Source organism: Antricoccus suffuscus (assembly GCF_003003235.1).
GTDB lineage: Bacteria > Actinomycetota > Actinomycetes > Mycobacteriales > Antricoccaceae > Antricoccus > Antricoccus suffuscus.
Genome location: NZ_PVUE01000019.1, coordinates 1 through 15,022 on the forward strand (window position 1 = coordinate 1; position 15,022 = coordinate 15,022).

Annotated in this window: 14 protein-coding genes; 11 read left to right on the forward strand and 3 right to left on the reverse strand. The window is 64.3% G+C overall.

The genetic code is table 11. The annotated features are described in order from the left end of the window. Positions 1-17 precede the first annotated feature (17 nt). Positions 18-1,187: a DUF222 domain-containing protein gene (locus CLV47_RS17750; RefSeq protein ID WP_106350463.1), complete on the reverse strand. Its 1,170-nt coding sequence runs from the start codon at positions 1,185-1,187 to the stop codon at positions 18-20. Positions 1,188-1,637: 450 nt separating this feature from the next. On the opposite strand from CLV47_RS17750, the gene CLV47_RS17755 reads away from it, so the two are divergent. The 9 genes from CLV47_RS17755 to CLV47_RS17795 all read left to right on the forward strand — a co-directional run bounded on the left by CLV47_RS17755 (position 1,638) and on the right by CLV47_RS17795 (position 10,169). Then, on the forward strand, positions 1,638-2,291 hold the full coding sequence (locus CLV47_RS17755) for a TetR/AcrR family transcriptional regulator (protein ID WP_106350464.1): 654 nt from the start codon (positions 1,638-1,640) through the stop codon (positions 2,289-2,291). A 2-nt stretch (positions 2,292-2,293) separates the two neighbouring features. Next, entirely contained in the window at positions 2,294-3,970 is a 1,677-nt protein-coding gene (locus CLV47_RS17760; RefSeq protein WP_106350465.1) for a class I adenylate-forming enzyme family protein, read from the forward strand. Between the two features lie 68 nt (positions 3,971-4,038). After that, positions 4,039-5,697 (forward strand): AMP-binding protein, encoded by a 1,659-nt coding sequence (locus CLV47_RS17765; RefSeq protein ID WP_238145495.1) that lies wholly within the window; start codon positions 4,039-4,041, stop codon positions 5,695-5,697. A 4-nt stretch (positions 5,698-5,701) separates the two neighbouring features. Beyond that, on the forward strand, positions 5,702-6,667 hold the full coding sequence (locus CLV47_RS17770) for a proline dehydrogenase family protein (RefSeq protein ID WP_106350466.1): 966 nt from the start codon (positions 5,702-5,704) through the stop codon (positions 6,665-6,667). Continuing rightward, a complete protein-coding gene (gene proC, locus CLV47_RS17775) occupies positions 6,667-7,482 on the forward strand; it encodes a pyrroline-5-carboxylate reductase (protein ID WP_238145496.1) in 816 nt (271 codons plus the stop codon). The genes CLV47_RS17770 and proC overlap by 1 nt, the downstream gene beginning before the upstream one ends. 207 nt (positions 7,483-7,689) lie before the next feature. Then, positions 7,690-7,977 (forward strand): helix-turn-helix domain-containing protein, encoded by a 288-nt coding sequence (locus tag CLV47_RS22855; protein WP_238145497.1) that lies wholly within the window; start codon positions 7,690-7,692, stop codon positions 7,975-7,977. A 79-nt stretch (positions 7,978-8,056) separates the two neighbouring features. Next, a complete protein-coding gene (locus tag CLV47_RS17785) occupies positions 8,057-8,155 on the forward strand; it encodes a 30S ribosomal protein bS22 (RefSeq protein WP_003948845.1) in 99 nt (32 codons plus the stop codon). A gap of 41 nt (positions 8,156-8,196) precedes the next feature. Continuing rightward, complete coding sequence (locus tag CLV47_RS17790) at positions 8,197-9,243, forward strand: NAD-dependent epimerase/dehydratase family protein (RefSeq protein WP_106350467.1); 1,047 nt, start codon at positions 8,197-8,199, stop codon at positions 9,241-9,243. Further along, positions 9,240-10,169: a lysophospholipid acyltransferase family protein gene (locus CLV47_RS17795; protein WP_106350468.1), complete on the forward strand. Its 930-nt coding sequence runs from the start codon at positions 9,240-9,242 to the stop codon at positions 10,167-10,169. The genes CLV47_RS17790 and CLV47_RS17795 overlap by 4 nt, the downstream gene beginning before the upstream one ends. On the opposite strand, the gene CLV47_RS17800 is transcribed toward CLV47_RS17795, so the two are convergent. After that, complete coding sequence (locus CLV47_RS17800; protein WP_106350469.1) at positions 10,130-11,104, reverse strand: HAD family hydrolase; 975 nt, start codon at positions 11,102-11,104, stop codon at positions 10,130-10,132. The genes CLV47_RS17795 and CLV47_RS17800 overlap by 40 nt on opposite strands. Before the next feature lie 437 nt (positions 11,105-11,541). Between CLV47_RS17800 and CLV47_RS17805 the strand changes: the two genes are divergently transcribed. Next, positions 11,542-12,843 carry an MFS transporter gene (locus CLV47_RS17805; RefSeq protein ID WP_106350541.1) on the forward strand — a complete coding sequence of 434 codons (1,302 nt, stop codon included), beginning with the start codon at positions 11,542-11,544 and terminating at the stop codon, positions 12,841-12,843. A gap of 99 nt (positions 12,844-12,942) precedes the next feature. Here the strand turns inward: CLV47_RS17805 and CLV47_RS17810 are convergent, their stop codons facing one another. Beyond that, positions 12,943-13,821, reverse strand: coding sequence for a helix-turn-helix domain-containing protein (locus tag CLV47_RS17810; protein ID WP_106350470.1), 879 nt, complete (start codon positions 13,819-13,821; stop codon positions 12,943-12,945). 125 nt (positions 13,822-13,946) lie between these two features. On the opposite strand from CLV47_RS17810, the gene CLV47_RS17815 reads away from it, so the two are divergent. Next, positions 13,947-14,927: an aldo/keto reductase gene (locus CLV47_RS17815; protein ID WP_106350471.1), complete on the forward strand. Its 981-nt coding sequence runs from the start codon at positions 13,947-13,949 to the stop codon at positions 14,925-14,927. The last annotated feature ends 95 nt before the right edge of the window (positions 14,928-15,022 follow it).

A 15,022-nucleotide genomic window follows, 5' to 3' on the forward strand; every position in this document is an offset into this window, starting at 1 on the left:
CTGCCCCTTAGCTTCAATCACCCTGCTACGACAGGGCAATGGTGGTGGTCTCTCACCTCCACTCGATCGATCAGCGCCTCACGGCGCTCGTGGATGTCGCACCATTCGGGCGGTAGGTCGCAGCCGGGGAAGCTGCATCCACCGTCTCGGGCGATGAGGGCGTGGAACTGGCTCGCGGACGCGAGCCGCCTCGCCCGTCCCAGGAATAGCGGCACGCCGTTGGTGTTGAGGACCGCGGGAATGATTTTCAGGTCCGCCGCCTCCCGCAGCAAATCCCGTACCGGGATCCGTTGACCGTGGGTGCTGGTGGCGTATCCGCACTGGGTCATGAGGTGGTCGGCGTTCATGGTGACGATGACCGTCGCCCGGGTGCCGGCCTTACCGTGCACTTGACCGGTGTCGAGGAGCCGGTTGCAGATCGCCTCCAACGCGTCGTGGCGGCGTTGGGTACCGGTGCGCGGGTCGGGCCCGGACTCGCCTGTGGGTCGGGGCGCGGCGAGCGGGTCGATTAAGGCCTGCAGTTTCGCGCACGCTGCGGGTGTGAGTCGTCCGGTGATTTTCCCGTCCCGGGTGAGGGTCAGTGCGCGGCGGCGCTGCTGTTCGGCGTCCGATGGCGGGTCGCCGTCGGGGTCGAGGACGTCGAGGATCCGGGCGGCGGCGGTATCGAGGTCGGCGGGTCCGAGGGTGTTGGTGAGGTCGGTGAGGATCTGTTCGGCCTGCTCGATCTGTGCGGTGCCGATCCGGGGGTTCTTCTCGAACGCCTCGAGGTGGTGCAGGATCCGTCCGGCTTGCGGGGGCGTGACGGTGCCGTCTGCTTGTTTTTTCGCGAGGACCGGCCGCAGCGGTGCCATGGCCTGCCCGGTGAACGCGATCCGCGGCGCTAAGTTTTCGGCGGCGCGGACGCGGGCCCGCGCTTCGGCGGGCGTGATTCGTAGCGTCAGCGCGAGGAGGGTGGCGGTGGTGGGCCGCGCGAACAGGGTGGCGGCGTGCGTGGCGTCCAACGCCGCGACGTGGGCGTGGTCGGCGAGCGCGATCCGGTTACGGACTGTCTCGAAGTCGCGGGTCGAATCCAGCGCGCCTTGGGGTCCGAGTCCGGACAGGACCGCGGGAGTCGCCGTCTTGAGGTAGGCGCTGAGCGCGTCGTCGAGGTCGCGCCGGGCGGTGGCGAGTTGCTCGCGTGGGCTCATGTAGTCGGTCGTGACGGTTCACCTCCCGAAACAATCCCGAGTTGCTAGTTCGTACGTTCGACTGTATGAGGAGGTGCCGACAGTTTCGCGGGTGTAGTCCTGGTCTTGCGAACTGTTGCCGATTCGTAATATGTGTGCCGCTATCCGTGAGTTCGCGCCCGGCGATCCGCCGGAAAGTGCCCACGGTCAGCGCCTTCGATCGTCCGCGAGTTGTGCGCGAGCGGTCTTGACGGGTAACCGAAGCCATCCGAAGCGCCGCTGCGTGTGTTCGGCCTGCCTGCAGCGCAACCCGGGTCGAAACGTGAGGGTGCAGGAGTGACGGACGGCGGGACATTAGTGACGGACGGCGGGACATTAGTGACGGATCGGCAGCCATACGTGACGGACGGTGGGGTACAAAGTCACTCCGGGCAGATTGACTCACCGACCGAGCGCTCGTACGGTTGCTACATGCCAACGACTCGGGCCGTCCACACCCATGCCTCATGGCGCACATACGGTCCGAGCCCGGTCGATCCGGTGCTCGCCGCGGCGGTCGAGGCGTTTAACGAGGTCGGGTACGACGGTGCGACGGTTCGTGACATCGCGCGCCGCTGCGGTCTTTCGGTCGCTGGCATCTATCACCACTACGCCGGCAAGCAGGAGATGCTGTTCGCGGCCATGAGCTTCACCATGGACGAGCTCGAGTGGCGCGGCGCAGCGGCGTACGCCGAGGGCGGCGACGATCCGGTCGAGCGGTTCAAGCTCCAGGTCGAGACGCTCGCGCTGTCGCACATGCATTGGATCGCGCAAGTGTCCATCGGTTCGACCGAGATGCGTAGCCTCACACCACAGAACCGCGTCGTCATCAAGCGCCGCAGAGCCGATCTCGAACGACGAATTGAGGAAGACGTGCTCGCCGCCATCCAAAGCGGTGCGTTCGCGGTCCGGTATCCCCGTGAGGCGGTGCGAGCGGTATCGGTGATGTGCATCGCGACGGGGCAGTGGTACAACTCCGAGGGAGAGCTCAGTCCCGAGCAGATCGCGCATCGCTGCGTCGCCATAAGCCTCGACGCGATGCGATACACGGGGCCGGAAGTGGCCGTGGAGAAGGAGGCAAAGTAGCGATGACAGGCAACGAGGCGCCGGACCCCTACGAAGCGCGCCCGTGGCTCGCCTTGTACGACGGGGGTCAGCCGCAGGACATCGAGATCGAATACCAGTCGGTGCTTGAGGCGGTGCGTGCTTCGGCGGCGGCGCATCCTGACCTCGCTGCGATCAAGTACTTCGACGGCGAAATCCGGTACGGCGACTTCGATCGGCTGACGGATGCGCTCGCTGCCGGCCTCCAGGATCGAGGCATCGTCAAGGGCGACAGAGTGGCTCTATATCTGCAAAACGTTCCGCAGTACATCATCGGCATGGTTGGCATTTGGAAAGCGGGAGCGATAGTCGTCGCCATCAACCCGATGAACCGGTCGCGTGAGTTGACCTACCTCCTTGGCGACTCCGGTGCGCGGGCTCTGATCTGCCACGAGTCGCTCTATGCAGAGGTCGCAAACGCCGTCGTGCCGGACTCGGCGGTTGAGATCGTGCTCACCACCAGCGAGCTGGATTTCCAGTCCCGCAACGATTCGCGGGTGTTTGGCGGTTCGACGCGGGTCCGTAGTGACGGCACCGAAGACCTGGTCGAGTTCATGGCGGCGTACGACGGCCAGCAGGCGGCAGACCCTGGACTCCGCCTGGACGACCCGGCAGTGCTGACCTACACGTCGGGTACGACGGGGGAGCCGAAGGGCGCGATCAACACGCACTCCAACATGCTGTTCGCATCGCGCGGATTTCGTGACTGGAGTGGCTGGACGCGCGATGACATCGTGTTCGCCGTGGCGCCGCTCTTCCACGTCACGGGTCTCATTGCGCATATCGGCGCGGCATTCTTGACGCCGATGACGTTGGTACTGGGGTACCGGTTCGATCCGGTTGTGACCGCCGAGCTCATCGAAGAACACCAATGTACGACGACGACTGGAGCCATTACGGCGTTCATCAGCATGATGAACAACGAGTCGACTACGGCGAAACAGCTGGAGTCACTGAAGGTGATTTACTCGGGCGGGGCGCCCATTCCGCCGAAGGTTGCGAACGACTTCGAGGAGAAGTTCGGCCGACATATCTACCCGTGCTACGGGCTCACCGAGTCCACGTCTCCGGCGCACATAGCGCCGCTCGAGCGGCCGGCGCCGGTCGACCCCGAGTCGGGCGCGCTGAGCATCGGCGTACCGATCTACAACACGATCGTGCGGATTGTCGGGGAGGACGGGGCGGTCTTACCTGTTGGCGAAGTAGGCGAGTTTCAGATCGAGGGCCCGCAGATCGTGCCGGCGTACTGGGGTAAACCCGAGGAAACCGAACGAGCACTGCCGGGTGGCCGCCTCAACACCGGTGACGTCGGTTTTATGGACACTGCGGGCTGGTTCTACATTGTCGACCGCAAGAAGGACATGATCTCGGCATCTGGTTACAAGGTCTGGCCACGGGAGGTTGAGGATGTGCTTTACGGTCACGATGCGGTGCGTGAAGCGGCGGTGGTCGGCGTGCCGGATGAGTATCGTGGCGAGACCGTGCGCGCGTTCGTGAGCTTGAAGCGGGGTGTCCAAGCGAGCCCGGATGAGCTGGTTGCCTATTGCAAGGCGCAAATGGCGGCATACAAGTATCCACGCGAGGTCATCATCATGGATGAGCTTCCCAAGACAACGACCGGCAAAATCTTGCGCCGCGAGTTGCGTGATACAACTGCTTAGCCCGAACCCAACTCGCCGGGACACAGTCACACCAAAAGATCGCACCAAAAGATGAGGTATAGCCCCGAATGACCGATCCGGTGTCCACGGATGAACGTCCCTGGTTGAAGCGCTACCCGGCAAGCTATCCGAGCGGATTTGAGCCCGAATACGCCAACCTGGCGGAGGTCTTCGCCGCGACGGTCGCCCGCGACCCCGACGCCACTATCGTCCGTTACTTCGACTTCGATATGTCGGTGGCGCAGCTCGACGCTGCCAGCGATGCCGTGGCCGCAGGGCTGACCGACCACGGGATCGTCAAGGGCGACCGGGTTGCGCTTTATCTACAAAACATCCCGCAGTTCTTGATCGCGATGATCGGGGTGTTCAAGGTTGGCGCGGCAATAGTGACCATCAACCCGATGAACCGGCAGCGCGAGCTCGCCTACCAGCTCAAGGACTCCGGCGCGAAAGCCCTGGTGTGCTTACAAAGCCTGTACGACGTCGCCGCCGAAGTAGTGCCCGACACGGACGTGGCTCTAGTACTGACGACAAGCGAACTGCGTTACCAGACCCGTAACGACCAGCGCGTCCTCGGCAAGTCGGTCGACGTAGCGACCGGTGGATCGGATCTTGAGGAGTTCATCGAGCGTTACCGCGGCGTGGCCCCACCGGCTCCGCAGATTGATCCGGAGGACCTCGCTGGGCTCTGCTACACCTCCGGTACGACGGGCGAACCCAAGGGAGCGATGCTGCTTCACCGCAACCTCATCTTCGCCGCCCAGAACAAGGTGATGTGGAACCAGATCACGCCGACCGACGCGGTCTACGCCGTCGCCCCGTTCTTCCATCTCACCGGATTGATCAACCACCTGTTCGTCGGCATGTACGCCGGAATCCCGATCGCCATGACGTTTCGATTCGACCCGATCGTCGGCGCCGAAGAAGTCCGCGACAAACGGCTCACCCTCACGACCGGACCGATCACGATCTTTATCGCATGGCTCAACAATTCATCGGTGAAGCGCGAACATCTGGCGAGCATGCGTCAAATCGCTTCGGGAGGGGCGCCGGTGCCGCCGCAGATCGTCGCTGACTTCGAGGAGAAGTTCGGCAAATACATCCAGATCGGTTACGGCATGACGGAGTCGTCGGCTGGCACCCACACCGTCCCGATTGGGATGCGCGCACCGATCGACCCGGCGTCTAACGCGATCAGTGTCGGGCTGCCGGTCTTCAATACGATGGCGCGAGTGATTGATGATCAGGGTGTTCCGCTGCCACCCGGTGTTGTCGGGCAGTTGCAGGTCGAAGGTCCAGGCGTCATCGCTGGCTACTGGCAACTGCCGGAGGCCACCGCCGAGGCGATGCCGCGCCCGCGTTGCATCAATACTGGCGATATCGGGATGATGGATGAGGATGGCTGGTTCTACATTGTCGACCGCATGAAGGACATGATCTCCGCGTCCGGGTTCAAGGTGTGGCCGCGAGAGGTCGAGGATGTCCTCTACTCGCATCCTGCCGTGCGCGAAGCGGCCGTGGTCGGCGTGCCGGACGACTACCGCGGCGAGACGGTCAAGGCGGTCGTCAGCCTGGCCGAGGGCAAGACGGCGACCGCAGCGGAGATCCAGGAGTTTTGCAAGGCGCAGATGGCGGTCTACAAGTATCCGCGGTTCGTCGAGATCGTCGACGAACTCCCGAAGAACGCCAGCGGCAAGATTCTGCGCCGAGAACTACGGTTAACCTAGGGCAATGTTCCGGTCCGCGATTCGAGATGCTGCTGATAACAGCGCCGTTCAACGAGTGCTCAGCGAGGCGCCGTTCGCGCAAGGGGTGATCCGCAGATTCGTGGCGGGTGAAAATCTCGAGGCAGCGATTGATGTCGCGCGTAGCTTGTCGACGCAGGGATTGCGAATATCGCTGGAATATCTGGCCGACCCGATCGTTGAACGGGACGGCGCGGCACGGGTCACCAACAACTACGCGGAGATGCTTCGTAGGCTCGCGGTCGAGGGGCTGGCCGGCTCCGTTGAGGCCGCGTTGCCGCTGAGCGCGGTCGGCCAGGTCTTCGACCGGCATACGGCATACGACAATGCCGGGCTCATCTGCGAGGCCGCGCGGGAGGCAGGCACCCGCGTGACGCTGGAAATGCATACGCACCAGTACGTCGACGGCACGCTCGACATCCTGCGCCGACTGCGGCCCGATTTCCCTGACATCGGCGTCGTCGTACAGGCATACCTGAAACGCACCGAAGGCGATATCGCCGAGCTTGCCGGGCCCGGCTATCGGGTGCGACTGACCAAGGGCACGTACGACGAACCGGAGTCCGTCGCCTACCAGTCGAGGGCCGAGATCGACAAGTCCTATGTGCGGTGCATGAACCTGTTGATGTCGGGCGAGGGCTATCCCGTGTTCGGTACCCACGATCTGCGCCTGATCACGATCGCCAAGGAACGGGCCGCCTGGCACGGGCGGACGCGGGACAGCTTCGAATTCGAAATGCTGCACGGTGTCAACGCCGCGCTGCAACGCCGACTCGTTGCGGCCGGCTACCCGGTGCGGGTCTATGTGCCATACGGCGAGCAGTGGCATCGTTACCTCGGCCGGCGGCTGGCCGACCGGCCGACCGCGATGCTGGCCTTCGCCAAGGGGCTTCGACGTCACTATCCGCGCGAGACACTTCATCCGGTACCGAAGATGCACGAGGAGCAATAGTGGTAGCAAAGCACAATGTGGTCGGGTTCGTCGGCGGCGGCAAGATGGCCGAGGCGCTCATCTCGGGCCTGCTGCGCGACACCGCTATCGACACCGCTCAGGTCGTCGTCTGCGAGACCCATCCTGAGCGTGCGCAGTACCTTCGGGACACATACGGCATTCGCTCGTGCGGTTTCGAGGACTTGGCCGACCGCGCCGATATCATCGTGATCGCGGTGAAGCCGCAGGTGGTGCCGGAGGTTATCGAGTCGTTGGCGCCGCACATCACCGACCGGCACATGGTCATCTCGGTTGCCGCCGGTGTCGCTACGTCGACGTTTGAGGCGACGTTTGACCGGACCCCGGTCGTGCGGGTCATGCCCAATACGCCCGCGCTTGTCGGGCAGGGTATTGCGGTCGTCGCGCCGGGCGCGAAGGCCGACCAAGAGCACCTCGATATTGCCAAGCGAATCTTGGCCACCACCGGCGTCGTTCTGCAGCTTCCCGAGAACCAGCTCGACGCGGTGACGGCCGTATCCGGTACCGGCCCGGCGTATTTCTTCCTTCTTGCCGAGCTCCTCATCGACGCCGCCACATCCGTCGGCATTGAGCGGGATGTTGCGCGGGACTTGGTCGTGCAGACGGCGCTCGGCGCCGCGGTCATGTTGCGTGATTCGGGGGACGACGCTGCGGGCCTGCGCGCGGCGGTCACCTCTCCGGGCGGTACGACGGCCGCCGCGGTCGACGTACTCGAGGAACGCGGACTGCGCGACATCATCTCGGCCGCCGTGCACGCGGCGCGCGATCGGTCGGTCGAACTGGGTAATAAAGCCTGAAACGAGTGGTGCGCTTGTGGCGTCGCACCAAAATCGGGGCCATTATCTAACTGCGGGAGATAAGTCCAGTATTACGAAGTCGTGTCGATCACACAGTCTTCACTTCTATTAGTCACAGTAGTCACGCTAGGCTGCAACAAGCACGTGCGTGTCATGCCGCGGGTGGGGAAGCCAGCGGGCGACACGTGCCGAAGGAATAGGTGAACTATGTCCGCTGACCAGCAGGCCAAGAAAGGTCATGCCGCGCAGAGCAAGAAATCGACCACCAAGTCGACGATGAAAGATAGTGCAAACACAGAGCAGTCGCAACGGATGGCGAAGGTCGACTTCTTGACCGTCGCCGAGGTCGCGACGTTGATGCGTGTTTCGAAGATGACGGTCTACCGGCTCGTGCACAGCGGAGAACTTCCCGCTGTACGCGTCGGACGCTCGTTCCGGGTGCCGGAGCGCGCCGTGCACGAATACCTCGATTCGGCGTTCATCGAGACGGCATAACCGCATGCGGCGTCGCCCGTCTTTGGTCCAGACGTTAAACTCGACCAGTTAACTACCTAGGCTCCAACTAAGGATTTTTATGGGTTCGGTAATAAAGAAGCGTCGCAAGCGGATGGCGAAGAAGAAGCACCGCAAACTTCTGAAGCGCACACGCGTGCAGCGTCGCAACAAGAAGTAACCACCGCTAGACGCGAACCCGGTCTGAACTGGAGCCCATAAATGTCGCCGCGAGTAGTAATGGTGACTGGCGTCAGTCGATACCTCGGAGGTCGACTGGCGCAGGCTCTGGCTGCCGATCCATCGATCGAGCGGGTGATTGGCGTGGACTCGGTGCCACCGACCCGCGCCGGGCACGGCGGAATAGGTCGCACCGAGTTTGTCCGCGCCGACATCCGTAACCCGCTTATCGGCAAGGTGATAGCGGCGGCTGGTGTCGACACGGTGGTGCACATGAACATCTCGTCCACGCCGGCCAGCGACGGTGGTCGCATCCCGATGAAAGAGCTCAATGTCATCGGGACCATGCAGCTTCTCGCGGCGTGTCAGAAGTCCGAGACCGTACGCCGACTCGTGGTCAAGTCGACCAGCGCGGTGTACGGCGCGAGCCCTCGCGACCCGGCGTTGTTCACCGAGGACATGCAGCCCAAGTCGGTGCCTAGGTCGGGATTCGCCAAAGACGCTACGGAAATCGAGGCCTACGTTCGCGGGTTTGGACGGCGACGGCCAGATGTCTCGGTGTCCGTGCTTCGGTTCAGCAACTTCATCGGTCCCAAGATCGACTCCATCTTGACGTCCTATTTCGCGCTGCCGGTCGTACCGACCGTTCTTGGGTACGACGCTCGCCTTCAGCTTGTGCACGAGGACGACGCCGTCGAGCTGTTACGCCAGGTTTCGGTGAGCGAAGACGACCGCGTCCGTGGCGTCACCAACGTCGCTGGCGACGGTGTTTTGCTGCTGTCCCAGGCGATCCGGCGCGCCGGACGGCTGTCGGTGCCGGTGCTACCGCCTGCGGCGCGGTTCGTCGGCAGGGCGATCAGGCGGCTCGGGCTAGCAGATTTCTCGCCCGAACAAATGCGATTTCTCAACTTCGGGCGGGTCATGGACGTCTCGCGGATGAAGGATGTGCTCGGGTTCGTCCCACGTCACACCACCGCGGACGCCTTTGCCGATTACATCCAGGGCCGCGGATTGCAACCCACGTCGACCCTTCGGCTTGTCGAACGTGGACTATCCGGCCGCTCGTCGCGGGCGGGGGCCGGCGCATGACCGATGCCAAAGTAATCCCAATCAACCCCGGCTACCGCGATGACCCGGGTCTCGGGCACCCAGTCGACAACGAAGCATCCCAAGGTGGCGGTCTCGAGCATGCTCTGTCCCAGGTGGCGGCGTTCTTACGTCGCCGGATCGCCGGTGACTACGAGGTCGACGAGTTCGGGTTCGACAAGGACCTGTCCGACTCGCTGATGGTGCCGGCGCTGCGACCGCTCTACCAGAAGTGGTTTCGCGTCGACTGCATCGGCATTGAGAACGTACCGACCGACGGTGGCGCGCTCCTGGTCGCCAACCACTCCGGCACGATCCCGCTCGACGCTCTCATGCTGTGGACGGGCATCCACGACGAACTTCCCGAACACCGGTTCCTGCGGCTGCTCGGCGCCGATCTCGTGTTTACCACGCCGGTCCTCGGCCAACTCGCCCGCAAGGCCGGTAATACGTTGGCCTGCGCGCCGGACGCCGAACGGCTGTTGACCAGCGGCGAGCTGGTGGGCGTGTTTCCCGAGGGTTTCAAAGGCGTCGGCAAGGGCTGGTCCGAGCGTTACAAACTGCAGCGTTTTGGCCGCGGCGGATTCGTCATGTCGGCGATGAAGACCGGCGTGCCCATTATTCCGGTGTCGATCGTCGGCGCCGAGGAGACCTATCCGATGATCGGCGACATCAAGCTGCTCGCGAGGGCGCTCGGTTTTCCGTATTTCCCAGTCACACCGACGTTTCCGTTGCTCGGTCCGCTCGGCGTGATCCCGCTGCCGAGCAAATGGATGATCGAGTTCGGCGAGCCGATCGAGACTGCGTCCTACGGGGCAGAGGCATCCGAGGACCCGATGACTGTCTTCAACCTCACCGACCAGATCCGCGAGACAATTCAGCAGTCGATCTACAGTCTGCTTCTCCAGCGCAAAGGGATCTTCCGGTAGATCAGGGGACGTGCTTGCTCGTCCGCTCGGCGCCGGTCGGCGACGATCTTGCGGCGGATGCCGATCGTCGCGAGCACCAGCCCGGCAAGCACTCCGCCGGCGAGGGTCGTCGCCGCGCCGGCCTTGACGACCTTGCGTCCGGTGCGGAAGTCACGAATCTCCCAGCCGCGTGAGATCGCCTCTTTGCGCAGGTCCGCATCCGGGTTGACCGCGACGGCGGTACCGACCAGGGACAGCATAGGAATGTCGTTGACCGAGTCGCTGTACGCCGTGCACCGTGACAGGTCCAGACCTTCGCGCTCGGCGAGCGCCTTGATCGCCTCGGCTTTGGCCGGCCCGTGCATCATCTCGCCGACCAGTCGTCCGGTGTATTTGCCGTCCTTCTGTTCGGCGACCGTGCCGAGCGCGCCGGTCAGGCCGAGCCGGGTCGCGATCGTGCCGGCCAGCTCGACCGGGGTCGCGGTCACGAGCCAAACACGTTGTCCCGCGCTTTGGTGCAGCTGAGCCAGCGCCCGGGTGCCCTGGTAGATCTTGTCGGCCATCGACTCGTCGTAGATCTCCTCACCGAGGCGCACCAGCTCGGTGACGTCGACGCCCTTCACGAACTCGAGTGCCCGATCCCGCGAGGACTGCATGTCGTCGTGGTCCTCGGCGCCGACGATCCGGAACTTAAGTTGCTGCCACACCATGCTGGCCACGTCGCGGGTGGTGAAGAACTTGCGTGCAGCCAGCCCTTTGGCGAAGTGGAAGATCGACGCGCCCATCATCATCGTGTTGTCGACGTCGAAGAAGGCTGCGGCCGTGGGATCGGTCTTAACCTCGAGCGCGGCCTCGACCTCCGCGGCGGCCGCGGATGCGACGCCCGCCGCGCGGGAACGCTTCTTGGCATCCGATGCGCGTCCCTTGGGGGCGATCGCGGCGCGTAACCGTCCCATGGCGCTGACCTCCCTCGTCGTCGTACTGGCGCTGTCGTGTCACGAGTGTATGCGACACGATCCGGCGCCGGTGGACATCCGCGGGGCTACGGAAATGGTGCCGCAGGAAGGCAATTTCCGGCCCGTGGGGCCGCCTGGATGGGTGAGCGTCGATCCGGTGCGGACGGGAAATGGGCAGCGATCCGGCCATTCCCGTCCACGACCCTATCGCCAGGCGGTCACGAGGGGGTGCTGGCAGTACGTGTAATGACAGCCGCTTCCTCACGCGTTCAAAGACGCATTGACTGCAGTCATGTGTACAAGGTCAATTGCTGGTATTCCAGGTGGTGGCGTGTTGTCGGCGGCCGGTTCCGTTGTCTGATCGTGGATTGCTCGTCCCGGCTCCGGTCGCATCGGCGGGTCCCGCGATCCGTGCGCGTGCTTCGTTGGCTGTGGCGATGCTCGGATTCTTCGTCGTATCGCTGGACGCTCAAGTGGTCAATGTCGCGCTGCCGAACATCCGTTGTGATCTAGGTGGCGGCCTGACGGGTCTTCAGTGGGTGGTGACCGGGTACACGCTAAGTTTCTCGGCGCTGCTGCTGTTTGCCGGGACGTTCTCCGATCGAGTGGGCGCGCGTAGCGCGTACCGGACCGGCATGGTGGTCTTCGTCCTCGCCTCGGCTGCGTGCGGTCTTGCACCCTCGCTCGCTCTGCTGGTCGGCGCGCGGATCGTGCAGGGCCTCGGCGCTGCGCTGGTGACACCTACCTCGCTGGCGTTGATCCGCGAGGCCTATGACGACCCACGCCGACGGTCGAAGGCGATCGCCTATTGGGCGATGGGTGGATCGGTGGCTTTGGCGGCCGGACCGGTCCTGGGCGGTGCGTTGGCACAGTTCGATTGGCGGTTCATCTTCTTCCTGAACTTGCCTGTCGGGGTGGCAGCGATCTTCGTGCTGTCGCGGGTCGCGCCTTCCCCGCGTCGGGTAGCCCACTTCGACTGGACCGGCCAAGTCTGTGCCGTGCTTGCGCTCGCATCGCTGACCTACGCCATCATCGCGGGAGGTGAACTGGGCTACGGCAGCACGGCCGTGGTCGCGGCGTTCGTCATCAGCGCAACCGCTTTCGCGTGCTTCCTTGTTGCCGAAGCACGCGGCCGTAACCCGATGGTGCCACTGAATATGTTCCGCTCCCGCACGGTCAGTATTGCGCTGCTAACGGCGTTCATCAACATGGTCGGCTTCTACGGCGTCGTGTTTGTGCAAAGCCTGTACTTCCAACAACTGCGCGGCGCCTCACCGCTGCAGACCGGGCTGTTGTTCCTCCCGATGAGCGCTCTGGTCGCGCTGCTCAACCCCGTCGTGGCGCGAACGGTCGTCCGCTTCGGCCGGATCGTGCCCATTCTCGGCGGTCAACTGTGCATGGCAGCCGGCTTGGTGTTGCTATGCACTGTCCCTGGCGATACGCCGACGATCCTGGTTGCCGTCCTGATGATTCCGGTCGGCGTCGGAGGATCGTTTACTGTCCCGCCGGTCACCTCGCTACTGATCGACAGCGTCCTGATATCCCGAGCAGGCACCGCGAGCGGCGTACTCAATACTTTCCGACAGATGGGCGGCGCGCTCGGCGTCGCCGTCTATGGCGCCGTCATCGCCGGACAGGCCAGCTTCCTGCCCGGCCTGCGTGCCTGTTTACTGGGCACGGCGGTTCTGCTGGTCGTCACTGCGGCCGCCACCGTGACGCTGCGCCGCGCCACCAATTAAACCAACGGGTAGCCCAGTTAGACCGATGGGCAGCGCTCGTGGGGTCGTCGCGAGTGCGTAGCTGACTTGGGTTCGGGCGGTTCGTGGACCGGTGTGACTTCAGCCGGGCGTGGGAGTGGCCGCGGTGTCGACTGGATGGGTGGCGGTCCAGCTGGAGAGGACACGTAGTGCGTCGTCGCTCGCTGAGCCGGCCTGCGCGCTGAACGCGATCAGGGATAGACCAGGGTCGGCGGGCAGGTCCATCGCTTCGTACGACAGGTGCAGTTCGCCGACGACCGGGTGCTGGATGTTTTTGACACCGCTGCGGTGCAGGCGGACGTCGTGGGTGGCCCAGCGTGTCCGGAAGTCGTCGCTGCGGGTGGACAGTTCACCGACCAGGTCGGTCAGTGCCTTGTCGTAGGGGTCGCGGCCGGCTTCGGTGCGTAGCGTGGCCACGGTGTCGTCTGCGGCTAGCTGCCAGTCGATTAAGAACACTCGGGCGTGCGGGTCGAGAAAGGTGAACCGGGCGAAGTTAGCGGGTCGGGCGGGATCGGTGAACGCCGGCGCGTAGAGCGCCCGGGCCAGAGGGTTCGCGGCGAGAACGTCTAGGCGTCCGTTGCGGACGTAGGCGGGCACCTCGGTCATGCCATCGAGGATGCGGGCCACGCTCGGTCGGAGCTGGCGGGCCGCCGGTGGCGCCTGGGGGCGACGTGCGGGGCTGGCGGCACGGGCGAGATCGAGCAGGTGTTCGCGTTCGGCGTCATCGAGGTGTAGCGCTCGGCTGAGCGCGTCGAGGACGCTGTCGGATGCGCCGGCGAGGTTGCCGCGTTCGAGTTGGGCGTAGTACTCGACGCTGACGCCGGCGAGGTCGGCGACCTCGCTGCGGCGCAGACCTGGCACGCGCCGCGCGCGACCGTAGTGCGCCAGTCCGGCCTGCTCGGGGGTGATCTTGGCACGACGGGAGGTGAGGAAGGCCTTGATCTCATCACGGTTGTCCACCCCTCCAGACTAGATGCAGACGCGGCGGCAAGGGGTGGGCTGGCAGTACACCCACAAGCAGTGACTTCTTCACGCCGTCGACGACGAGTTACCTAGAACTCGAAGCAACGACAAAGGAGTTTCTGATGAAACATGTCTCTCTGGGTGGGCTGGACGTCTCCCGGATCGGTCTCGGAACGATGACGATGGCCGGCACGTACACCAGCGGCGGCGGGCTGGACGACGCCGAGTCGATCCGCACCATCCACCGCGCTCTCGATGTGGGCGTTACCCATATTGACACCGCCGAGGTATACGGTCCGTTCCACAGCGAGGAAATTGTTGGCCGGGCGATCAAAGATCGCCGCGACCAGGTGGTGATCGCCACCAAGTTCGGCCTCGTCTCCCATTCCGGCGGCGGGCCCGGTGTCACCGACAGCAGCCCCGCGAACGTCCGTACCGCGGTCGAGGGCTCCCTGACCCGGCTGGGCACTGACCACATCGACCTGTACTACCAACACCGGGTTGACCCGAACACCCCCATCGAAGACACCATCGGCGCTGTGTCGGAGTTAGTGAGCGAGGGCAAGGTCCTGCACATCGGCTTGTCCGAGGCCAGCCCTGCCACGATCCGCCGCGCCCACGCCGTCCACCCGCTCGCCGCGCTGCAAACCGAGTACTCACTGTGGACCCGCGACCCCGAAGCTGAGCTGCTGCCGCTATTACGCCAGCTGGGTATCGGCTTCGTTCCCTACTCTCCACTCGGCCACGGCTTCCTCACCGGCCAGATCCGCAGCGTCGATGACATCCCCGACGACGACTGGCGCAAGGACAACCCGCGCTTCATCGGGGAGAACTTCCAACGCAACCTGCGCATCGTTGATGAAGTTCAGGCTGTTGCCGCCGAGGCCGATGCGACACCGGCCCAGATCGCGCTGGCGTGGCTGCTGGCCCAAGGTAACGACATCGCCCCGATCCCTGGCACCCGCCGAGTCGCCCGCGTCCAGGAGAACACCGCCGCGGACAGCATCGAACTCGCCGACGACCAACTCCAACGACTCGACAACCTCAAACCGGCCGCAGGCGAACGGCACAGCGAAGCGAGCATGGCCGCCATCGATCGCTGAACTGTTGGCCGTGACAGCCCGGTCGAACGGTTCGATCTGGCCCATCCCATATCAGTTCAGTATCCCGCCGTTCCAGAGCTTGCAGCCTGGGGCGC